Below are 22,516 nucleotides of genomic sequence, written 5' to 3'. Positions count from 1 at the left end.
GTTGTTATAAAAGAATAAAGAGAGAAATCGTGATGATATCTCTCTTTAACTTAAAAGTGCTACTATATTATTTATAATATGAAATAGTATGGTTGGAATGATGGAATTTGTTTTCCTGTATAAAAAAGCCATCATTAGCCCTGCGAAGAACGCACTCACCATTATCCCCAGTGAGTATGTATGGGCGACTCCGAAAAATAAACTTGTCAAAATTGCAGCAATCCAGAATGGGAACCGTTCTGAGAAGAAGCGAAGCATAAAACCTCTGAAAATGAGTTCTTCAAAAATGGGTGTAAGTATTGCGGACCCGATAAGTAACAATATTTGATATTGGCTTAAAATATGTAAGTTTAACGCAGACGATTGTTCTTCTGATGCATCTGGAAATACGTGTTGTAATACGAATGAATTGAAAAGGATACTTAATGAAAAGATAATGAACAAGTATGCGTATGTACGATATTTTTTTAATACACTAAAGTCAAATGATGGTAATAATAATGTTTTGGCAGGCTCGTATTTAAATATGAAAAACAATAGAATAATTAGTTGTAGTGCAGTACCTGTCGTATCTATAATAGATTCGTATAAGGCGATTTGTGTTTTATCTGCAAATATACTTTTATACATTATTAGTGGGAGTATAAGGAATGTAGTTATAAAACCAGTGCCCCAAAATGCAAATAGAGTAGAGGGGATAAATTGTCCCCATGACATGGATTGTTTTTGTTCGTGCGGAAGTTGTGTAGTAAGTTGCATATGTTTAAACCACCTCTTTATATTTGTATATTTAATTATAAAGTATTTGTTTTTTGAATGTAACATTTAAATATTACATATAAAGGTGTATTTTCCATAAAATAATAAAAGAGGTATCACCCTATAGTGATGCCTCTTTCTTATTGGTAACTATGTTCTGCTTTGTTGTTGGATTTTGATTGCTCTATTTGTAATTCACGTTCTACCAATCGGTCTAACTGTTGAATTGCTTTTAGTGCTTTTTCATAAGAAATTGTTCGATAATGATGCGCCCCGCCCGGTTCTTCATCTGCTTCGTCTGCCCATTTAATAATGTTTTGCAGAGATGTTCTTTCGATTTCTTGCTGTACTAAGAAAGAATCTGTATGAAGAAGAATGGCGATAGAAATTTCTTTTGCTAGTTTAGGATGCTCTCCTAATCTAATAAGCAATTTATGAGCTCTTTCTGCTCCTTTAATTGCGTGTATATCATTCTTTTTATATAAATCATAGTCCCATTCGCCGCCTGTGTACCACGTATGATGTCCGATATCATGAAGGAAACCAGCTTTTGTCGCAGCATCGACTGAGGCGTGATGCTTTTTAGCTAAGTGAAACGCATGGTAAGCGACAGCGATCGCGTGGACCATCCCAGAACGATTTACGTATTTTTGTGTAATGTGGTGTTTAAAAATTTGTTCAAGCGTAATACGGTGCATAAAACATTCACTCCTTTTATCCCGCTTTAACGGGCAGTAAGATTCCTACTTCAAAATTCGGCGAATACGAGGAAGTTAGGTGGGGAATCAACTGCCCGTAAAAGCCCGATTGGTTCAACTAATAATTAGTGGGGATGAACACCGCTCCCCACTAATTAAAGTTTCACTTTATCTAATGGTGTCTATAAAGAAAATCGATCGGTTTAAATGTATTTTGAACATTGTACTCCATCATAGTTGGTTAGTAAAGTAGAAATGTTTAGGAGAAGAAAAAAAATTCCGCAAAAAAATCACCTTAGCTTATGCAAAGGTGATTTTTAAATTGCTTATTTTTTTAATCCTTGCTCTAGTGTTTCTAACATTTCATGCTTTTCATTTTCATCAGCGTTTTTCCAAATGACTTCAAATAAGACACCAAGACCTGGAAGCATTTTCTCTTCACCGCTTTGAATTGCATCGACAATTGTTTCTTGTAATTGATCTTGTGTATTACCAGATACATTTGCTAATACAGCACCGCGTAAATTAAAACTCATTGTTTTCACCTCTTCTTCAGAATTGAAACTGACGTTAGTTTTTGTTCTTTTTTATGTAAATATGTATGAAAAATAGGCTATAATGATAAGACAAGAAGAGAGGGAAATACATATTATGAAAAACATTGATTCATTACAAAATCCGCGTGTGAAGCAGTGGAAAAAGCTGCAAACGAAAAAAGAGCGCGATAAAAAAGGTTTATTTTTTGTAGAAGGATTCCACTTAGTGGAAGAAGCTTTAAAAGCAGGAGTTGTAACAGAACTTATCGTTTCAGATCAGACAGACCTTCCGAAAGATTGGACAGTTAATGATGTGGAAATGTATATCGTACCGGAAGCAATCGTAAAAGTACTTCGTGAAACAGAAACGACACAAGGTGTATTCGCTGTTTGTGAAAAGCATGAGAAGGAAGTAGCTCTTGCTGATGGGAAGTTTCTTTTATTAGATGGCCTGCAAGACCCAGGTAACTTAGGGACAATTATTCGTACAGCTGATGCAGCTGGTATTCATGCCGTTGTGCTTGGAGAAGGTTGTGTTGATGTTTATAATAGTAAAGTACTCCGTTCTACACAAGGTTCTATTTTTCACTTACCAATTGTAAAAGGGAACTTAGAAGAATGGGTAGACAAGCTAAAAGAAAATAACGTTCCTGTATATGGAACAGCTCTTGAAAATGGAGTTCCGTACGGGGAAGTAACACCAGCTGGTAGCTTTGCATTAATTGTAGGAAATGAAGGAAACGGCGTACGCCAAGAAATTCTTGCAAAAACGGATCGAAACTTGTATATTCCGATTTACGGCGGGGCAGAATCATTAAATGTTGCAGTTGCAGCAGGGATTTTAACGTATTATTTGCAAAGCCCGGTTGCGAACAAATAAAAAACTTCTTATAATAAGTTGAAGTACATTATATTAAAAGTTAAATAACGAAAAACGTTGATAGAGAAGAGTAGCTTACAAAATCGCCATATAGGGAGAGAATGCCGTAGACTGAAAGCATTCTTATGGTAGACGGAAGTGAATTCACCTCTGGAGTTGACGCCAGGACCATGTATATGTAAAGGCGTTCCGGTCAGAATTGATCGTTATAACTAATGAGTGGGCAGACATGTTCTGTCAATTTAGGGTGGTACCGCGAATTTACCTCGTCCCTTTTTGGGAGCGAGGTTTTTTTATTTTTAAAATTAGGAGGGTTCCAAATGGAAGCACGTTTAAAAGAGCTAAAGCAAAAAGCGTTAGAGCTTATTGAAGAAGCGAAAGAGCTAAAAGGCTTAAACGACGTACGCGTAGCGTATTTAGGAAAAAAAGGTCCAATTACAGAAGTATTACGCGGCATGGGAAAATTATCAGCAGAAGAGCGTCCACGTATGGGAGCATTAGTAAATGAAGTACGTGAAGCGATTCAAACGCGTCTAGACGACAAAATCAGTAACTTAGAAAAAGCAGTAATTGAAGCGAAATTAGCAACTGAAACAATTGATGTTACATTGCCAGGTCGTCCTGTTGAAACAGGTTGTCACCATCCGTTAACAGCTGTTGTTGAACAAATTGAAGATGTATTCATCGGTATGGGTTATGAAGTAGCGGAAGGAACAGAAGTAGAAAAAGACTACTACAACTTCGAAGCATTAAACTTACCGAAAGATCACCCAGCGCGTGATATGCAAGATACATTCTACATTACAGAAGAAACGTTACTACGTACACATACATCTTCTGTGCAAGCACGTACGATGGAAAATAATAAAGAAAAAGGCCCAATTAAAATTATTTGTCCTGGTAAAGTGTATCGCCGTGATGACGATGATGCGACGCATTCACACCAGTTCATGCAAATTGAAGGTCTTGTAATTGATAAAAATATTCGTATGAGTGACTTAAAAGGTACACTGCAAGTATTCGTGAAAAAGATGTTCGGTGAAGATCGTGAAATCCGTCTTCGTCCAAGTTTCTTCCCATTCACAGAGCCATCTGTAGAGATGGACATTTCTTGTATGATGTGTCATGGCAAAGGTTGCGGCACTTGTAAAGGAACTGGTTGGATTGAAATTTTAGGCGCAGGTATGGTTCACCCGAACGTACTTGAAATGGCTGGTTATGATTCAAAAGAATATCAAGGTTTCGCATTCGGTATGGGCGCAGAGCGTATCGCAATGTTGAAATACGGCGTAGATGACATTCGTCATTTCTATACAAATGATGTACGTTTCTTACAACAATTCAAACGAGCGTAAGGGAAGGAGAGGATAAGTATGTTCGTATCATATCGTTGGTTACAAGAGTATGTAGATATTAAAGATGTAACGGCACAAGAACTAGCAGACAAAATCACGAAAAGTGGTATTGAAGTAGAAGGTGTTGAAGTATTAAATAAAGGTGTAAAAGGTGTTGTAGTTGGTCACGTATTAGAATGTGAAAAACACCCAGAAGCTGATAAGTTAAGCAAATGCTTAATTGACATCGGCGAAGAAGAACCAGTTCAAATTATTTGTGGTGCTGCTAACATTGCAAAAGGTTTAAAAGTACCAGTTGCAAAAGTTGGCGCTGTACTTCCTGGTAATTTCAAAATTAAAAAAGCAAAACTACGTGGTGAAGCTTCTCACGGTATGGTTTGTGCTCTTCAAGAGCTTGGCATTGATGGAAAGTTAGTTTCAAAAGAATACGCAGATGGTATCTTCATCTTCCCAAGTGACGCTGAAGTTGGTGCAGATGCACTTGAAATTTTAAACTTACATGATGAAGTACTTGAGCTTGGTTTAACACCGAACCGTGCAGATTGCTTAAACATGTTAGGTGTTGCATATGAAGTAGCTGCTATTTACGGCCGTGAAGTAAAACTTCCAGCTATCGACTTACAAGAAACAGCAGAAAAAACTGCCGATTACATTTCTGTAAGTGTAGAAGCGAAAGAAGAAAATCCATTATACATTGCAAAAATGGTGAAGAACGTAAAAATTGGTCCATCACCAATGTGGATGCAAACTCGCCTTATGGCAGCTGGCATTCGTCCGATTAGCAACGTAGTTGATATTACAAACTACATTCTAATGGAATACGGTCAACCGTTACATGCATTCGATTACGATAAATTAGGTTCAAAAGAAATCGTTGTTCGTCTTGCAAAAGAAGGCGAAAAAATTGAAACGTTAGATGATCAAGAACGTACGTTACAAAGCCACCATCTTGTTATTACAAACGGCACAAAAGCGTTAGCTGTTGCTGGTGTAATGGGCGGAGCGGATTCAGAAGTTACAAATGAAACAGTAAACGTTCTAATTGAGTCTGCATACTTTGCAGGTCAAACAGTACGTCGTACATCAAAAGACTTAGGTCTTCGCAGTGAATCAAGTGCACGTTTCGAAAAAGGAATAGATCCAACACGTACATTTGAAGCAATTCAACACGCAGCCGCTTTAATGGCGAAATATGCTGGCGGAGAAGCGCTTGAAGGTGTCGTAGAAGTTGATAACTTACAAGTACAGGAGCGTACAGTATCTGTTACTGCTGAAAAAGTAAACCGAGTATTAGGCACAAATATTTCTGCGAGTGAAATGGGTACAATATTCACAAACTTGAAATTCCCATTCACAGAAGTAGAAGGAACATTCCACGTGAATGTACCAGCACGTCGTCCTGATATTACAATTTCAGAAGACTTAGTAGAAGAAGTGGGCCGTCTATACGGTTATGACCACATTCCAGTTACATTACCTTCTGGAACAATGACTCGTGGTAAATTAACAGCAGCGCAAACGAAACGTCGTAAAGTACGTCGCTTCTTAGAAGGTGCTGGTTTATATGAAGCAATTACGTATTCATTAACAAGCGCTGACAAAGCGAAACAATATATGGTGGAGCCAAACGAAAAAGCGCCTGTAGCTCTTGCACTTCCAATGAGTGAAGAACGTAGCCAACTTCGTTTAAGCTTAGTGCCACAATTGTTAGAAGCAGTTTCATACAATGTCGCTCGTAAAAACGATAGCGTTGCTTTATACGAAGTAGGTTCTATCTTCTTACCGACAGAAGAAGGAGAACTTCCGAAAGAAGAACAACATCTTGCAGGTGTTATGACAGGGCTTGCTCTTCACCATGCATGGCAAGGTGAGAAAAAAGTAGTAGACTTCTTCGTTGTGAAAGGTGTACTAGAAGGTCTATTTGACGTACTTGGCGTTTCAAACCAAATCACATATGCACCAGCAAAACGTGAAGGTATGCACCCAGGTCGTACAGCTGACATCGTATTAGAAGGCGAAGTAATTGGTTTCATCGGTCAATTGCACCCAGAAGCAGAAAAACAATTAGATGTGAAAAATACATTCGTATTCGAACTATCTCTTGTAAAAGTATTCGGTGCAGACGCTGAAGAAACTTACTACTCAGCAATTCCACGTTTCCCATCTATGACACGTGACATGGCTGTTGTCGTAACGAAAGAAACAAAAGCTGGCGAAATGAAGCAAGTTATTGCTGAAGCTGGTGGAGAACTTCTGAAAGACGTAACACTATTTGACTTATACGAAGGTGAAAAAATGGAAGAAGGCAAGAAATCACTTGCATTCTCTATGAACTACTTCGATGCAGAGCGTACGTTAACAGACGAAGAAGTAACAGAAGCACATAACCGCGTGTTAACAGCGGTAGAAGAGAAATTTGGTGCGGAGTTACGTAAATAATAAGAAATTGCCGGATCTATTCCGGCAATTTTTTTAGTGGATTGGTTGTCGGAAAATGTCGGTAAGTCGATATATTACAAAAATCGCCGATATATTTGGAGTTACGGTCGATATATTACAAAAATCGCCGATATATTTGGAGTTACGATCGATATATTATAAAAATCGCCGATATATTTGGAGTTACGATCGATATATTATAAAAATCGCTGATATATTTGGAGTTACGATCGATATATTACAAAAATCGCTGATATATTTTCCGACATCTTGCATCTTTCTCTCGAATGTAGTACATTAATTTTAGTTTAACAAAATGAAAGACGATGATAAGGAAAAGTAGTATATACTATAATCCAAAGCGAGTCAGGGACGGTGAGAGCCTGATGAGGCGGTATATGTGAAGAACACCTTGGAGTTGCTAACCGAAATTGAATCTTGTATTCAAGAGTAGACTTAGACGGGAATCCGGCCTGTTACAAACCGGGAAGTATGTATTACATACGAGTTAAAGTTGGTCTTTATGACAAATTGGGTGGTACCGCGAAGTTTAACCTTTCGTCCCTTTATGGATGAAAGGTTTTTTTGTATTTAAATATATCAGCAAAGGAGAATTTCACTATGGAAAACACATTAGTAAAAAGTCTGTATAGAGATACAGATAAATACGCAGGTCAAACAGTACAAGTATCAGGGTGGATTCGTAACTTACGTGATTCAAAAGCATTTGGTTTCATCGAATTAAACGACGGTAGCTTTTTCAAAAGCGTTCAAATCGTTTTCGATACAGAATTAGATAACTTCAAAGAAATTGCAAAGCTTCCACTTAGCTCTTCAGTTAAAGTAGAAGGTAAAGTAATTGTAACGCCTGGAGCGAAACAACCATTTGAAATTAAAGCAGAAAAAATTGATATTGAGGGCTTATCAGATTCTGATTACCCACTTCAAAAGAAACGTCATACGTTTGAATACTTACGTACAATTGCTCACTTACGTCCAAGAACAAATGCATTCTCTGCAACGTTCCGCGTACGTTCTATCGCAGCATTTGCGATTCACCAATTCTTCCAAGAGCGTGGATTCGTACATGTTCACACACCAATCATTACTGGTAGTGATACAGAAGGTGCGGGCGAAATGTTCCGCGTAACAACGCAAGATTTAAACAACGTACCAAAAGGCGAAGACGGACAAGTTGATGAATCAAAAGACTTCTTCGGCAAAGAAACAAACTTAACAGTAAGTGGACAGCTGAACGCTGAAGCTTATGCATTAGCATTCCGTGATGTATACACATTCGGACCTACATTCCGTGCAGAAAACTCAAACACAACTCGCCACGCTGCTGAGTTCTGGATGGTTGAGCCTGAGATTGCATTCGCTGAACTAGGTGACGTAATGAACCTTACAGAAGATATGCTGAAATATGCAATGAAATACGTATTAGAGCATGCACCAGAAGAAATGGAATTCTTCAATAGCTTTGTTGATAAAACAGTTCTAGAGCGCATGAACAACGTAATTAACTCTGACTTCGGTCGTATCACTTATACAGAAGCAATTAAAGTACTTCAAGAATCAGGTGCTGACTTCAAATACCCAGTAGAATGGGGTATTGACTTACAAACAGAGCATGAAAGATACTTATCAGAAGAAATCTTCAAACGCCCTGTATTCGTAACGGACTATCCGAAAGACATTAAAGCATTCTACATGCGCTTAAATGACGACGGTAAAACAGTAGCTGCTACTGACCTTCTAGTTCCTGGCATCGGCGAATTAATCGGCGGAAGTCAACGTGAAGAAAGAATGGACGTTTTAGTAGACAGAATTAAAGAATTAGGCATGAAAGAAGAGGACTACTGGTGGTACTTAGAACTTAGAAAATACGGCGGTACAAAACACGCTGGATTCGGTCTAGGTTTCGAGCGCTTCCTAATGTACATCACTGGCATGGCTAACATCCGTGACGTAATTCCATTCCCAAGAACTCCAGGTTCTTCTGAATTCTAAAATATGAAAAAAGCGAGAGGATTTCCTCTCGCTTTTTATTTTGTATAGTTTACTGCCTCGTAGCACAAAGTAACGCGAAGGGGTGAATATAAATGAGTAAAAAAGTGAAAAAAGATCATTCAAGATCGAGCCTCGGTTCTCCAGAAGTAGAAGGACAAGGAACGACGACGCATGAAACAGGTTCTCATAAAGTATCTTCATCTAATAAGAAGCAGAAACAAAGCTAACATAAAAAGGAGAGTCTTGGCGACTCTCCTTTTTATGTGTTACATCTTTTTATCATGAATCTCTTTTGTAATGTTATCTACATCTTTGTCTAATCGATCGAAATAGAAAAACCACAGTAAACTCATGAACACGTAATAGATGGCCATCACGCCAAGATTATCAGATATATTTTCAAATGTAGATTTAGTAGTGAAAAAAGCGCCCCAAATGGTAGAAATAGTGAGGTAAGATAGAGGACCTACGATGTGTACGAAAGCATATAATACCTTTTTAACTTTTACAGCGTTCATATGAAAAACCTCCTTTTTCTAATCATACATTCAAGTTCCTCACAGAAGTGTTGTAGTTTTGCTGGATTATGTATTAACGAGCGAGCATCGTGTTTCCCGATAAACCTGCGGATCCGAAAGTTTAATAAGAAAGATCGGCCATAGCGCTCTATTAAATCGTTGAACTCTCGTTGTTCGCTTAGTAGATGAATGTTTTCCCTAATTTCGAACTGTCTTTCGTGTGGATTACCTAGTAAAATATTTAGAATCATTTGTAGAAGTAGCAATAGGGATCCCCTCCTATGTTAGAATAATCTGTATATTATAATTATAACAAAACTATAAGGATAATAGTAGGATGAAACAAAAAACAGGAGTTTGTAGGCTCCTGTTTTTGTCGATACTATTTTAGTAAGCGAAACGCCTTTTCCGTATTAGCAAAATGCAGTTTCACAAACTCAGGTAATCGTTCTTTACCAAGCTTTTGAATTAATTTAGCGGCGGCGATATCAACTTGTTTACCTGCACCTTTTGGAAGGGGCATACCAGCTTTTTTGCTTAGTTCGTTAAATTGTTTTACGAATGAGTAACGAGCTAAAATGGAGGCGGCGGCTACTGCTAAATGGACGCTTTCGCCTTTCGTTGCGAAGTAAACATTTTCACGTTGTACCTGTTTTTGTTTTGCTAAATATTTGTAGTATGTATCAGGCTGTGTGAATTGGTCGATTAAGACGCCTTCAGGTTTTATAGGTGCCATTTTAGCTAATAAGTTTGTAATAGCTTTATTATGTAGCAAAGCTTTTAGTTTACCTTGGTTGTTTCCTTTATCAAATAGCTCGTTATATTTTTCGTTATGAAGAACGAGAGAGCTGTAAGGAACAACGTGTAGAAGTTGTTTTGCAATGGCAGTAATTTGTTCGTCATTTAAGTTTTTAGAGTCTTTTACACCAAGTTCTTTTAGTAGTGGAATTTGCTTCGCATCCACATATACAGCAACGACTGTCATCGGTCCGAAGAAATCACCAGTCCCCACTTCATCTGACCCTACGATCGACATTGTACCGATGGAAGCAGGCGGTGCATAACGGTGTGAATCAACAGATCTTTTTACAGCTGTTTTCGGTGTTTGAGAGACAGTTTGCCAACGAGAAGCTTCTGCTTCAGCACGTCCACCTTGGAACATTACTTTTCCAGATTTATACGCTGTGATTGTGCAAGATGGCACTTTTGCCATGAAGATTCCGCCTTGTGGAGTTTTCGGGCTAAGCGAATGTTTATATTGTTGTTTCATGTCTTCAATTACTGTAGAATTTGTTTGAATTACGATAGAATTTGACATAATGGTCACCCCTTTTTTTATATTGTTATTTTTATCATATCGGATTGTTCTTTCTGTTTCCATATTATGAAGGTTCATGGTATGATAAACTTTAGGATTCTGTACGTGATTGGAGGCCGGTGAGTTGTCACAACAAAAGGGAAAGAAAAGTCGAATTAATGTAGAAATCTATGGTCAGCAATATTCAGTTGTTGGCGATGAAAGTACAAGTCATATCCGCATGGTAGCAGCGATTGTGGATGATAAAATGCGCGAACTCAATGCCAAGAATCCTTCGCTTGACACGAGTAGACTAGCGGTATTGACGGCGGTAAACGTCATACACGATTACATAAAATTAAAAGAAGAACATGAGAAATTGAAAGAAAGTATGACAAAAAAAGGAATGGAATAACATGATTGATATTATTATCATTTTACTGCTTGTTATGGGATTTTTCCTCGGCTTACGCAGAGGGTTTATTCTGCAACTTGTAAAGTTAACAAGCTTTATTATCGCATACCTTGTTGCATACTGGTACTGTAAAGATTTAGCGCCAGCACTTGCGAAATTTATTCCGTATCCATTTGATAAAAATGTATCTGTTCCAGAATGGATTGATGCAAATAATATTGAGACAGTATTTTATCAAGCGCTTGCGTTTATCATATTGTTTATTATCACAAAAATTGCACTTTCATTACTTGGTAATTTGTTAAATATGTTTGCAGAAATACCGGTTTTAAAGCAAGTAAATGCGTTTGCGGGGGCACTCCTCGGATTTTTAGAAGTATATATTATTTTGTTTGTCTTAATTATCATTGGAAACATTCTTCCGATTGAACAATTACAAACACCATTACAACAATCATCAATTAGCAAAATAATTGTAGACGATACACCGATTCTCTCTGAAAAGGTGAAGGAACTATGGCAGACAGGTAGCAGAGTATAACTTCTCTTTTTTCGGAAAGAGAAGTTTTTTTCTATGAAAGAAAGGCGGGGTAATGATGAAAGTAAATAAAAAACAAGTTATCAAATTATTAGAGACAATCGGGCTTTTTATGGAACTAAAGGGCGCGAATCCGTTTAAAATATCTGCATTTCGTAAAGCGGCAGCAGCATTAGAAAGTGATGATCGTAGTCTTTCTGAGATTGAAGATTTCACGAAGATTCCGGGCATTGGAAAAGGAACAGCGGCAGTTATTCAAGAATATATAGAGTCGGGAACATCTGAAGTATTACAAGAGCTTGAACAAGAAGTGCCAAGTAGCTTATTACCGTTATTAAAATTGCCAGGCCTTGGTGGTAAAAAGGTAGCTAAGTTATATAAAGAACTTGGTGTTGTTGATATGGAATCGCTAAAAGCGGTTTGTGAGGAAAATAAAGTACAAGCTTTAGCTGGTTTCGGCAAAAAAACAGAAGAGAAAATATTAGAAGCAATCGATCAAGTAGGATCTCGTCCAGAGCGTTTACCAATCGCGATGGTATTGCCTATTGCCGGGGAAATAGAGGAGAAATTGTCGAATATTGCTGAGGTAATTCGTTTCTCTCGCGCTGGTAGTTTGCGCCGTGTTCGTGAAACAGTAAAAGATTTAGACTTTATTATTGCAACGACAGAACCAGCTGCAGTACGTGAGCATTTACTACAATTTGATAATATGATTGAAGTAATCGCGAGCGGGGATACGAAAGTTTCTGTTCGTCTTCAATATGAATATGATATTTCAATTGATTTTCGCTTAGTGAAACCAGAAGAGTTTATTACAACTCTTCACCATTTCACAGGATCCAAAGACCATAACGTAAAAATGCGTCAAATCGCAAAAGATAAAGGCGAGAAAATTAGTGAGTACGGTGTAGAGAACTTGGAAACAGGGGAAGTGAAAACATTTGAGACTGAAGAAGAATTCTTTGCTCATTTCGGTCTTCCATTTATCCCGCCAGAAGTGCGTGAAGATGGAAAAGAAATTGAATTAATTAAAGAGTATCCTAACTTAATTCAGTTCTCTGACATACAAGGTGATTTACATATGCATACAACATGGAGTGACGGTGCTTTTTCTATTGAAGAGATGGTACAAGCGTGCCGTGCTCGTGGATATAAGTTTATGGCAATTACGGATCACTCACAATACTTGAAAGTGGCGAACGGTTTAACGAAAGAGCGCCTTCGTGAACAAGCGAAAGAAATTGAACGTATGAATGAAAAGTATCCAGACATTACAATTTTACGTGGAATTGAAATGGATATTTTACCGGATGCCTCGCTTGATTTTGATGATGAAGTATTAGCTGAATTAGATTATGTCATTGGAGCAATTCACTCTAGCTTCTCACAAGACCGTGAAACGATTATGAAACGTCTTCGTGCTGCGCTAGAGAATAAGCATGTCACAATGATTGCTCATCCGACAGGACGTCTTCTTGGACGCCGTGAGGGTTATGATGTAGATACAGACTTATTAATCGAACTCGCAAAAGAAACAAATACAGTTTTAGAATTAAATGCGAATCCAAACCGTCTAGATTTAAGCGCGAAATTATTAAAACAAGCACAAGATGCCGGTGTAAAAGTAGCGATTAACACGGATGCTCATACACTTGAAATGTTAGAAGATATGGAAACAGGTGTAGCGGCAGCACGTAAAGGTTGGATTCAAAAAGATAACGTGATTAACACGTGGGATATTGAACGTTTATTAGACTATATTAAACGTAATAAGTAACACAAGGGGGACCTGCAACATGTTAGAAAGAACGTTGCGTGTATTAGAATATAATAAAGTAAAAGAACAATTACTTGAACATACAGCATCTTCACTTGGTCGTGACAAAGTGAAGCATTTAGTGCCGAGCACTGATTTTGAAGAAATTGTAGAGATGCAAGATACAACGGATGAAGCAGCGAAAGTCATTCGTTTAAAAGGTAGTGCGCCATTAGGTGGTATTACGGATATTCGCTCTAATGTGAAGCGTGCAAAAATTGGAAGTATGTTAAGTCCAAATGAATTACTTGATATTGCAAATACGATGTATGGTAGTCGCAATATGAAACGTTTCATTGAAGATATGGTTGATAATGGTGTCGAGCTTCCGATTTTAGAAACTCATGTCGCTCAAATTGTATCTTTATATGATTTAGAAAAGAAAATTACAAATTGCATCGGTGATGGCGGTGAAGTAGTCGATAGCGCAAGTGATAAACTGCGTGGTATTCGTACTCAAATTCGTACTGCGGAAAGCCGCATTCGTGAAAAGTTAGAAAATATGACGCGTTCTTCAAACGCGCAAAAGATGCTGTCTGACTCAATTGTAACGATCCGTAACGAACGTTACGTAATCCCAGTAAAACAAGAATACCGCGGCGTATATGGCGGTATTGTTCATGATCAATCAGCTTCGGGACAAACGTTATTTATTGAACCGCAAGTCATTGTAGAGTTAAATAACGCGCTCCAAGAAGCACGTGTGAAAGAAAAACAAGAAATCGAACGCATCTTATTAATGTTAACAGAAGAAGTGGCAGTAGAAGCCGATATCGTTTTATCAAACGTAGAAGTAGTTGCAAATCTTGACTTCATTTTTGCGAAAGCTTTTTATGCGAAGCGAATTAAAGCAACAAAACCAATCGTAAATAACGAGCGTTACATGGATTTAAAACAAGCACGTCATCCGCTTATCGATCCAGAAATTATTGTGCCAAATAACATTATGTTAGGGAAAGACTTTACGACAATTGTTATTACAGGACCGAATACAGGTGGTAAAACAGTTACGCTGAAAACAGTTGGTATTTGTGTATTAATGGCGCAATCTGGTCTTCATATTCCAGTAATGGATGAGTCAGAGATTTGTGTATTTAAAAATATATTTGCTGATATCGGTGATGAGCAATCGATTGAACAAAGTTTAAGTACGTTCTCCTCACATATGGTGAACATTGTTGATATTTTAGAAAAAGCTGATTTTGAAAGCTTAGTTTTATTCGATGAATTAGGTGCTGGAACAGACCCGCAAGAAGGGGCTGCACTTGCCATTTCAATTTTAGATGAAGTATGTAATCGCGGTGCTCGCGTTGTTGCTACGACGCATTACCCAGAATTAAAAGCATACGGATATAATCGTGAGCAAGTTATTAATGCGAGCGTTGAGTTTGATGTAAATACATTAAGTCCAACGTATAAATTATTAATCGGTGTACCAGGACGTAGTAATGCCTTTGAAATTTCGAAACGCCTTGGATTATCTGATCGCGTCATTGAGCAAGCACGCAATCACATTAGTACAGATACAAACAAAATTGAAAATATGATTGCGAAGTTAGAAGAAAGTCAAAAGAATGCAGAGCGTGACTGGAACGAAGCAGAAGCACTTCGCAAGCAATCTGAAAAACTTCATCGTGAATTACAACGTCAAATTATTGAATTTAATGAAGAGCGTGATGAACGATTGTTAAAAGCGCAAAAAGAAGGGGAAGAAAAAGTCGAAGCTGCAAAGAAAGAAGCAGAAGGCATTATTCAAGAACTTCGTCAATTGCGTAAAGCCCAACTTGCAAACGTGAAAGATCACGAGTTAATTGAAGCGAAGAGCCGTCTAGAAGGCGCAGCACCAGAGCTTGTGAAGAAACAAAAAGTAAACGTGAAAAATACTGCGCCGAAACAACAGTTACGCGCAGGTGATGAAGTAAAAGTATTAACGTTCGGTCAAAAAGGTCAATTGCTTGAAAAAGTAAGCGATACAGAGTGGAGCGTACAAATTGGTATTCTGAAGATGAAAGTAAAAGAATCTAATATGGAATACATTAATACACCGAAACAAACAGAGAAAAAAGCAGTTGCAACAGTAAAAGGTAGAGATTATCACGTTTCATTAGAACTTGACCTTCGTGGTGAACGATTTGAAAATGCAATGGCGCGCGTCGAGAAATATTTAGACGATGCCCAGCTTGCAAGCTATCCTCGCGTATCAATCATTCACGGTAAAGGAACAGGAGCGCTTCGCCAAGGTGTTCAAGATTACTTGAAGAAGCATCGTGGTGTGAAAACATTCCGTTACGGTGACATGGGTGAGGGAGGCCTAGGCGTAACAGTTGTCGAATTAAAATAGAAAACAACGAAACAAAGGGGAAACCATTATATGTTTATGGACAAACTTGCAAAAGTATTGTTAGCTTGTTGCGGAATATTTTTGGTGATTGGGGTTATTTATTTAGTTGTTTTTGCGAAGTAAACGAGCGTCAATCGTGGCATAATGATATTGCCATAGATTGACGCTTTTAATATATGTGAAAAGGAATAAAACATGAAAATCAACCAATACATAAGCGAAGCAAAATCATGCTCCAGACGTGAAACAGATCGCCTTATTAAAGCTGGACGCGTGGCTATTAACGGCGAAATATGTACGCACGGTGCAATTGTAAGTGATGATGATGTAGTAACGATTGATGGACGGGTTATTGTAAAGGAAGAGAAAGAAAAGTTGTATATCGCCTTTCATAAGCCAGTTGGCATTACTTGTACAGCAGCTGATCATATTGAAGATAATATTATTGATTATATCAATTACCCAGAGCGAATCTTTCCAGTTGGGCGATTAGATAAAGCGTCAGAAGGCCTTATTTTATTAACGAATGACGGTGCGATTGCGAATCAAATTTTACATGGTGATCATGAGCACGAGAAGGAATATGTTGTCACAGTCGATAAACCTTTTACGGACTGGTTTATTCATGAGATGTCCAGCGGTGTAAAGATCAAAGATGGAATGACGAAGCCATGTAAAGTGACGAGAGTGGATCAGTCTACATTTCGCATCGTTTTAACGCAAGGAATGAACAGACAAATTCGTAGAATGAGTCGAGCTTTCGGGTTTACTGTAACAAAGTTAAAGCGAGTACGCATTATGAATATAGAGCTAAATGAGCTTGAAGTTGGAAAGTGGCGGAGCGTTACAGCTGAAGAGTTAGAAATTTTAATAGGGCAGTTATAGGGAGGAAAAATTTTCTCCCTATATTTTTTGTCAGAAAAAATAAAACTATTGATTTTTTAAAAAATAGCCCATATAATAAAAAACAACAAGTTTCGACAAGATATTTTATAAAAGTAATGATGAGGACATGAGTTGTTTTTTACGATTCTCAGAGAGGGAAGCCTTAGGCTGTGAGCTTCCTAATACGGAAAGACGAACTTACCACCTCTAAACTTCAAGAGTGAACTGCATGCATAATGCATTGTAATTCTTGGCGGATAAAACCGTTATCAATTTACACGAGCTATAAAATGAGCTTATTTCGTTATAAATTCATTTTATTAGAATAAGGGTGGAACCACGATTTCAACACTCGTCCCTTTGTTAGGGACGGGTGTTTTTTGCGTTCTTTTACGGGGAAGTATGCTTGAAAGAGGATATATGACGGATTTTAATTCAGAATATTTTGTTAAATTAAATTAGGAGGTTAGTAGAAATGAAATCATCTTTAAAGTTTTCTGAGATGTTTGCAATAAGTTTAATGTTATTTGCACTATTTTTCGGTGCAGGTAATATGATTTTTCCACCAGCATTAGGACAAGGCGCTGGAACAGATGTATGGATCGCATTGTTTGGTTTTATCGTAACAGGCGTTGGGTTGCCTTTATTAGGAGTTATCGTTATAGCCCTTAAGGGAGATATTAATGAGTTAGCAGGGCGTGTACACCCTATATTCGCACTAGTTTTTATTACTGCAATTTATTTATGTTTAGGTGTATTCGTAAGCGTGCCGCGTACAGGAACAGTTGCTTATGAAATGAGTGTTGCACCGTTCTTACCAAGTGAGATAGCTGGTCAATCGTACCCGCTTGTTATCTTTACATTTATTTTCTTTGCTGTAACTTTTTATTTAGCTTTAAACCCATCAAAATTAGTGGGCCGCATCGGTAAAGTATTAACTCCGATTTTATTAGCTGTTATTACAATTATTGTAGTGAAAGCACTTATTACACCGATTGGAGAATTTGGTGCACCGACAGAAGCATATAGTGCTCCGCTCTTTAAAGGTTTTATTGACGGATATTTAACTTTAGATGGACTTGCAGCACTTGTTTTCGGAAATGTTGTTATTCATGCTTTAAAAGGAAAAGGTATTACAAATAAAAATAGCATTGCAAAAGTAACAATTTTTGCAGGATTTATTGCAGCACTTGGTTTACTACTTGTTTACTTAGCGCTTGCTTATCTGGGAGCTTCTAGTGTCTCTCTTGGAATGGGAGCAAACGGAGGAATTATTTTAACAAACGTTGTAAATCATTTATTTGGTAGTTACGGAACTTTATTATTAGGAATCGCAATTTCAGCAGCATGTTTAACAACTTCAGTAGGGATTGTCGCAGCTTGCGGAGAATATTTCTCTTCTTTATTACCGAAGCTTTCTTATCAAAAAGTTGTTTTCATTTTCTGTGTATTAGCATTTATGGTAGCGAATCTTGGTTTAACTCAGTTAAATGCATTAGCATTACCAATCTTAATCGCAATTTACCCAATTGGTATCGTGCTGATTATATTATCACTTGTTGAAAACTATATTCGTCTTCCTTTAGTAATGTATGTAGGTGGTATTGTAGGAGCATTCATGATTAGCTTCTTTGATGGATTACACAATGCAAATCTTGAGATTGCAGCATTAACACCAATTTTAAATAAAATTCCATTATATAGTGTTGGGATTGGTTGGTTTGTTCCTGCTCTAGTAGGTATTGTAATTGGATATGTCATTTCATTGTTTCAAAAGCAAGAAGTTGCTGTAGAAAAATAGAGAAAAGAGGCTTTCTATGAAAGAAAGCCTCTTTTTTTGTAGAAAAAGCCGGATATAAGGAAATTCAGATATTTAAAGTTTTATACGTAATATAGTTGACAAAAAAATTATGAGTAGGCTAAGATTGACTTAGTTGTGGAAATATTAGAAGGAAAGTGAGGAATGAAAGGTATAAGACTTTCTATAACGATATCATTTTGGTAGATAGAGGTGATAGAGTAGGAAAATGGTTAGTTTTATTTTTTTTGAGTTTCATTGAGAATGATAATCAATAAAATAAATAGAGACTTATGTTAAAATAAGAATCGCTCTTTATAAAGAATAGAGAGGGATATTATTTTTAACATGAATTGAGAATGATAATCAATAATATCTGTATTACATAAACAAATTACAATTAAATAAGGATAGAAGATTATTATTTTTTTCTAATATAATGAGAATAATTATCATTTTCAAAAAAGTATGGATGAAAGATAAACAAGGAGGAAGTAAGCCAAATGAGAAAGATTTCTGTATTACCCGCTTTTATTATAACGTTCGTATGTATGCTAGCTTTTCTTGTCATGCCATATGGGAAAGTTGCAGCACAACTAGCTGACGGTACGTATGATATTAACTATGTCATTCAAAAAGCGGAAAATGATTCAGCTTCAATGGCAAATGATTATTTTGAAAAACCAGCTAAGCTAATTGTGAAAAATGGTGAGATGAGAGTGCAAATCCCGATGAATCATAGTGCTTGGATTACAGAATTTAAAGCACCTGAAAACGGGAATTTTGTTGATGCAAAAGTAGTTAGCAAGGACGAGGCTGCTGATAAAAGAACGGTTGAATTTAAAATTGATGATTTATCAAAACCATTAGGAGTAAAAATTCATGTTGTCGTACCAAGTGCAAACTATGACCACCACTACACAATTCGTTTTGCTTTTGATGCAAATGTAAAAGCTGTAGGTGGAGATAACGGCGCGGCTACTACAACAAAAAACAATGATCAAACGAAAACAGGTACACAAGTTAAAGAAGAGAAAACAAAAGTGGAGAATAAAGAAACAACAAAAGAAGCGAACAAAGAAACAAATAAAGATACAAAAAATGAAAATGGTAAAGCTGAAAAAACAGATAATCCTAAAACAGGCGATGAAGCACGTATCGGATTATTTGCGGTGTTAATTCTTATTTCAGGTGTTTTCTTAATTCGTAACGTGAAGTTTAGTAAATAAATAAAAAGGAGCGTTATTTCATTGAACAGGTATCTTAAGATTGTTGTTGCTATGTTTTTAATGATATTTACATTCGTATCAACACTACAACCACTTGCAGTTCAAGCAGCTACTCAATTAGCTGACGGTGAATACTCAATCGGTTTTAAAGTTCTTAAAGACGCATCGGATGAAGTATCCATGATGAATGAATACTCTGTAAGTCCAGGAACTTTAAAAGTGAAGGATGGGAAAAAGAAAGTGTCCTTTACATTAAAAAATAGTTCATGGATTACGAAATTTGAAACAGACAAAGCAGGTCAACTTGTTGAGACAAATGTAATTAGTGAAGATAAAGAAAAAGATACAAGAGTAGTAGAATTCGATGTGGAAGATGTAGAGAAGATATTAAAAGCGAAAGTAAAAGTAGATATTGATTTTCTGAACTATCATCATGAATATGATGTTCGTATTGCATTTGATCAAAATAGCATTACACCAATTCATGTAGAAAAACCAGATGAAAAAGAGGACCCAGCTAATAAGCCAGATCCAAATGAAACTACGGATCCAGGTCAGAAGCCCGACCAAAAGCCTGACCCAGATCAACAACCAAATTCTAACACAATTGAAGATGGTGCGTACAGCATTCCTTTCAAAGTGTTAAAAGATCAAACAGATGAAGAATCTAAAATGAATAGTTACATGGAAAATCCAGGAGTATTGAAAGTAGAAAATGGTAAGAAAAAAGCGGTTGTAACGTTAAAAAGTAGCTCATTAATTAAAAATTTCCAAACGGAAAAAGATGGTGCATTTGTTGATGCAAAAGTAGTGAGTGAAGATAAAGAAAAAGATACAAGAGTAGTAGAGTTTGAAGTAGCTGATTTATCGAAAAAACTTAATACAAAAGTATTTATTGAGATGGCATCAAGAAATTATAAACAAACGCATGACGTACAACTTGTATTTGAACAAGACAAATTGGAAGCTATTAAAAGTGAAGACAAACAACCAGACGGAGACAAACAACCAGACGGAGGTAAACAACCAGACGGAGGTAAACAACCAGACGGAGACAAACAACCAGACGGAGGTAAACAACCAGACGGAGACAAACAACCAGACGGAGGTAAACAACCAGACGGAGACAAACAACCAGACGGAGACAAACAACCAGACGGAGACAAACAACCAGACGGAGATAAACAACCAGACGGAGATAAACAATCAAACGTAGATACCATTAAAGATGGTGAATACAGTATTGGTTTTAAAGTATTGAAAGATAAAACAGAAGAAATTTCAATGATGAATACGTACACGAAGAGTCCAGGTGTATTAAAAGTGAAAGATGGAAAGAAATATGTATCCTTCACATTAACGAATAGCTCATGGATTACAAAGTTCGAATTTGAAAAGAATAATTCATTTGTTGATGCAAGTGTATTAAGTGAAGATAAGAAAGCTGATACACGTGTAGTAGAAGTGGAAGTAGCTGATTTATCTAAGAAACTAAATGCAAAAGTGAAAGTAGATATTGATTCAATGAATTATCACCATTTCTATGATATTCAATTTGCATTTGATAACGATAGTATTCAACCGTTAGACAACCAAGGTGGAAACAACAATCAAGGCGGAAGTAACGACCAAGATGGAAACGACAACCAAGGTGGAAACAACAACCAAGGCGAAAATAACGACCAAGATGGAAACGATAACCAAGGCGGAAACGACAACCAAGGTGGAAACAACAACCAAGGTGGAAATAACAACCAAGGCGGAAACGACAGCCAAGACGATAACACAGCAATTGATCCAAACGCTCTTAAAGACGGTGAATACAGTATCGGTTTTAAAGTGTTAAAAGATAAAACAGAAGAAATTTCAATGATGAACACATATACGAAGAATCCAGGTGTATTAAAAGTGAAAGATGGAAAGAAATATGTATCCTTCACATTAACAAATAGCTCATGGATTACGAAGTTTGAGTTTGAAAAGAATGGTGCGTTCGTCGATGCGCAAGTATTAGGTACAAATAAAGAGAAAGATACAAGAGTAGTAGAAGTGGAAGTAGATGATTTATCGAAAAAGTTAAATGCAAAAGTGAAGGTAGATATCGATGCAATGAATTATCATCATTTCTATGATATTCAATTTGCATTCGATAAAGGAAGTATTAAAGCTTTAGGTAACCAAGGTGGAGATACTAACCAAGATGGTAATGGTAATCAAATCGGAAGCGACAACCAAGGCGGAAACGACAACCAAGGTGGAAACGACAACCAAGATGGAACGAATAATCTAAATGAAAACCCAACAGTTGATCCGAAAAATTTAAAAGATGGTCAGTACGATATTGCTTTTAAAGTGTTAAAAGATAAGACTGAAGAAATTTCAATGATGAATCAATATGTTGTAAGTCCAGCAAGATTAACAGTGAAAGATGGTAAGAAGTACGTTGCAATGACACTGAAAAATAGTGACTGGATTACGAAATTCCAAACAGAAAATAATGGTGGATTTGCAGATGCAAAAGTAGTAAGTGAAGATAAGGCTGCCAATACAAGAGTCGTAGAATTTGAAGCTAATGATTTATTTGCAAAATTAAATGCAAAAGTAAAAGTAGATATCGATTCAATGAATTACCATCATTTCTACGACGTACAAATTCAATTTGATACGACGAAGATTGGCGCTGTAGGAACGGTAAAAGAAGAGCCAAAGAATGAACCGAAAAACCCAGTAACTACACCAAAAGTAGATAATGTAAAAACAGTAGGAACTCCTGATTTTAACCGAAATGCAGATGGTAAAAAGAAAAACGAAGCTACAAATAATGATTCGAAAAAAGAGAAAAACTCAAAAACTGCAGATACAGCACAACTTGGTTTATACATGATGTTACTGCTAGGTTCACTTGCTTTACTAGTTCGTAAATATAGAGCAGGTAGATTGTAATTTTTGGAGTCTTGATGCATGTTCGCGTGCATCAAGACTTGTTTCATATTGTTTGG

At 36.9% G+C, this 22,516-nt stretch carries 19 protein-coding genes and 3 other annotated features; of the genes, 13 read left to right on the top strand and 6 right to left on the bottom strand.

Annotated features, from left to right (window positions below; translation table 11 throughout):
• Positions 1 to 45 precede the first annotated feature (45 nt).
• From ACTFR9_RS15235 to sspI, 3 genes are all read right to left on the bottom strand, one after another.
• Positions 46 to 759 carry a CPBP family intramembrane glutamic endopeptidase gene (locus ACTFR9_RS15235; protein WP_001177663.1) on the bottom strand — a complete coding sequence of 238 codons (714 nt, stop codon included), beginning with the start codon at positions 757 to 759 and terminating at the stop codon, positions 46 to 48.
• A 140-nt stretch (positions 760 to 899) separates the two neighbouring features.
• Entirely contained in the window at positions 900 to 1,457 is a 558-nt protein-coding gene (locus tag ACTFR9_RS15230) for an HD domain-containing protein (RefSeq protein ID WP_000554791.1), read from the bottom strand.
• A gap of 326 nt (positions 1,458 to 1,783) precedes the next feature.
• On the bottom strand, positions 1,784 to 1,993 hold the full coding sequence (sspI, locus tag ACTFR9_RS15225) for a small acid-soluble spore protein SspI (RefSeq protein ID WP_000009513.1): 210 nt from the start codon (positions 1,991 to 1,993) through the stop codon (positions 1,784 to 1,786).
• 82 nt (positions 1,994 to 2,075) lie between these two features.
• On the opposite strand from sspI, the gene ACTFR9_RS15220 reads away from it, so the two are divergent.
• From ACTFR9_RS15220 to ACTFR9_RS15200, 5 genes are all read left to right on the top strand, one after another.
• Positions 2,076 to 2,873, top strand: a complete 798-nt coding sequence (locus ACTFR9_RS15220) for a TrmH family RNA methyltransferase (RefSeq protein WP_025991612.1) — start codon at positions 2,076 to 2,078, stop codon at positions 2,871 to 2,873.
• A 48-nt stretch (positions 2,874 to 2,921) separates the two neighbouring features.
• Positions 2,922 to 3,150, top strand: a binding site (T-box leader).
• A 43-nt stretch (positions 3,151 to 3,193) separates the two neighbouring features.
• Positions 3,194 to 4,228, top strand: coding sequence for a phenylalanine--tRNA ligase subunit alpha (pheS, locus tag ACTFR9_RS15215; RefSeq protein ID WP_000388219.1), 1,035 nt, complete (start codon positions 3,194 to 3,196; stop codon positions 4,226 to 4,228).
• An 18-nt stretch (positions 4,229 to 4,246) separates the two neighbouring features.
• Positions 4,247 to 6,667: a phenylalanine--tRNA ligase subunit beta gene (gene pheT / locus ACTFR9_RS15210; RefSeq protein ID WP_000498168.1), complete on the top strand. Its 2,421-nt coding sequence runs from the start codon at positions 4,247 to 4,249 to the stop codon at positions 6,665 to 6,667.
• A gap of 317 nt (positions 6,668 to 6,984) precedes the next feature.
• Positions 6,985 to 7,236, top strand: a binding site (T-box leader).
• Between the two features lie 52 nt (positions 7,237 to 7,288).
• Entirely contained in the window at positions 7,289 to 8,680 is a 1,392-nt protein-coding gene (gene asnS / locus ACTFR9_RS15205; RefSeq protein ID WP_000432166.1) for an asparagine--tRNA ligase, read from the top strand.
• Positions 8,681 to 8,772: 92 nt separating this feature from the next.
• Positions 8,773 to 8,907, top strand: a complete 135-nt coding sequence (locus ACTFR9_RS15200; RefSeq protein WP_000039593.1) for a YuzL family protein — start codon at positions 8,773 to 8,775, stop codon at positions 8,905 to 8,907.
• Between the two features lie 39 nt (positions 8,908 to 8,946).
• Here the strand turns inward: ACTFR9_RS15200 and ACTFR9_RS15195 are convergent, their stop codons facing one another.
• The 3 genes from ACTFR9_RS15195 to rnhC all read right to left on the bottom strand — a co-directional run bounded on the left by ACTFR9_RS15195 (position 8,947) and on the right by rnhC (position 10,516).
• The gene (locus ACTFR9_RS15195) at positions 8,947 to 9,198 is read right to left on the bottom strand and encodes a hypothetical protein (protein ID WP_000994756.1); all 252 of its coding nucleotides are present in this window, start codon (positions 9,196 to 9,198) and stop codon (positions 8,947 to 8,949) included.
• The gene (locus ACTFR9_RS15190; RefSeq protein WP_098487447.1) at positions 9,195 to 9,464 is read right to left on the bottom strand and encodes a hypothetical protein; all 270 of its coding nucleotides are present in this window, start codon (positions 9,462 to 9,464) and stop codon (positions 9,195 to 9,197) included. The genes ACTFR9_RS15195 and ACTFR9_RS15190 overlap by 4 nt, the downstream gene beginning before the upstream one ends.
• A 116-nt stretch (positions 9,465 to 9,580) precedes the next feature.
• On the bottom strand, positions 9,581 to 10,516 hold the full coding sequence (gene rnhC, locus ACTFR9_RS15185; protein ID WP_000071600.1) for a ribonuclease HIII: 936 nt from the start codon (positions 10,514 to 10,516) through the stop codon (positions 9,581 to 9,583).
• Between the two features lie 124 nt (positions 10,517 to 10,640).
• On the opposite strand from rnhC, the gene zapA reads away from it, so the two are divergent.
• The 8 genes from zapA (at position 10,641) to ACTFR9_RS15145 (ending at position 22,460) form a co-directional block, all read left to right on the top strand.
• The gene (zapA, locus tag ACTFR9_RS15180) at positions 10,641 to 10,910 is read left to right on the top strand and encodes a cell division protein ZapA (RefSeq protein ID WP_000082701.1); all 270 of its coding nucleotides are present in this window, start codon (positions 10,641 to 10,643) and stop codon (positions 10,908 to 10,910) included.
• A gap of 1 nt (position 10,911) precedes the next feature.
• Entirely contained in the window at positions 10,912 to 11,451 is a 540-nt protein-coding gene (locus ACTFR9_RS15175; RefSeq protein WP_000565413.1) for a CvpA family protein, read from the top strand.
• A 55-nt stretch (positions 11,452 to 11,506) separates the two neighbouring features.
• On the top strand, positions 11,507 to 13,225 hold the full coding sequence (gene polX, locus ACTFR9_RS15170; protein ID WP_000867555.1) for a DNA polymerase/3'-5' exonuclease PolX: 1,719 nt from the start codon (positions 11,507 to 11,509) through the stop codon (positions 13,223 to 13,225).
• Positions 13,226 to 13,244: 19 nt separating this feature from the next.
• Positions 13,245 to 15,605, top strand: coding sequence for an endonuclease MutS2 (locus ACTFR9_RS15165; RefSeq protein WP_071736753.1), 2,361 nt, complete (start codon positions 13,245 to 13,247; stop codon positions 15,603 to 15,605).
• A gap of 195 nt (positions 15,606 to 15,800) precedes the next feature.
• On the top strand, positions 15,801 to 16,490 hold the full coding sequence (locus tag ACTFR9_RS15160; RefSeq protein ID WP_229136256.1) for a 23S rRNA pseudouridine(2604) synthase RluF: 690 nt from the start codon (positions 15,801 to 15,803) through the stop codon (positions 16,488 to 16,490).
• Between the two features lie 107 nt (positions 16,491 to 16,597).
• Positions 16,598 to 16,853: a binding site (T-box leader), on the top strand.
• 112 nt (positions 16,854 to 16,965) lie between these two features.
• Positions 16,966 to 18,291: a branched-chain amino acid transport system II carrier protein BrnQ6 gene (brnQ6, locus tag ACTFR9_RS15155; protein WP_000842647.1), complete on the top strand. Its 1,326-nt coding sequence runs from the start codon at positions 16,966 to 16,968 to the stop codon at positions 18,289 to 18,291.
• A gap of 500 nt (positions 18,292 to 18,791) precedes the next feature.
• Entirely contained in the window at positions 18,792 to 19,517 is a 726-nt protein-coding gene (gene isdC, locus ACTFR9_RS15150) for a heme uptake protein IsdC (RefSeq protein WP_001226896.1), read from the top strand.
• 51 nt (positions 19,518 to 19,568) lie between these two features.
• Positions 19,569 to 22,460 (top strand): NEAT domain-containing protein, encoded by a 2,892-nt coding sequence (locus ACTFR9_RS15145; protein WP_440049000.1) that lies wholly within the window; start codon positions 19,569 to 19,571, stop codon positions 22,458 to 22,460.
• Positions 22,461 to 22,516 lie beyond the last annotated feature (56 nt).

The sequence above is a fragment of the Bacillus cereus group sp. MYBK222-1 genome, from assembly GCF_051916425.1.
GTDB lineage: Bacteria > Bacillota > Bacilli > Bacillales > Bacillaceae_G > Bacillus_A > Bacillus_A paranthracis.
The sequence above is the reverse complement of the archived record's forward strand: the minus strand, read 5'-3'. Positions and strand labels throughout refer to the sequence as shown.